Origin of the sequence: Dyella jejuensis, from assembly GCF_044904675.1 — a bacterium.
Lineage (GTDB): Bacteria > Pseudomonadota > Gammaproteobacteria > Xanthomonadales > Rhodanobacteraceae > Dyella_B > Dyella_B jejuensis.
On the sequence record NZ_JADIKJ010000077.1, the window covers coordinates 1 to 416 of the forward strand.

Here is a 416-nt window from a genome sequence, read left to right on the forward strand (position 1 = left end):
GGCGCGTCGATCACGTGCCGCCCACGACGCCCACCGAGATCCTCGTTGCCGAGATCTGGGGCGAGGTGCTGGGCCGCTCGCAGATCGACGTGCGCGACAACTTCTTCGCGCTCGGCGGCCACTCGCTGATGGCTACGCGCACCACGGCACGTATTACCGATGCGTTCCGTGTCGAGGTGCCGCTGCGCGTGTTTTTCGACGGCCCGACGATACGGGCGCTGGCTGCTTACCTTGAAACAAAGCTCGGAGCGAAGGCCGTCGATCCGATCCGTCCGTTGGATGTTGAGGCGCAATCCGTACTTTCTTTTGCCCAGCATCGCATCTGGTTTCTTGAGCGCATGCATCCTGGGACGGCGAGCTACAACATTCCGACGGCGCTGCGCGTGCGCGGCAGGTTGAACATCGAATGGCTGCGT

The 416-nt window shown here is 63.2% G+C and carries 1 protein-coding gene; it reads left to right on the forward strand.

Annotated features, from left to right (window positions below):
- Positions 1 to 14 precede the first annotated feature (14 nt).
- A partial coding sequence (locus ISP15_RS18360) for a phosphopantetheine-binding protein (RefSeq protein WP_404549445.1) occupies positions 15 to 416 on the forward strand: 402 nt, incomplete at its 3' end.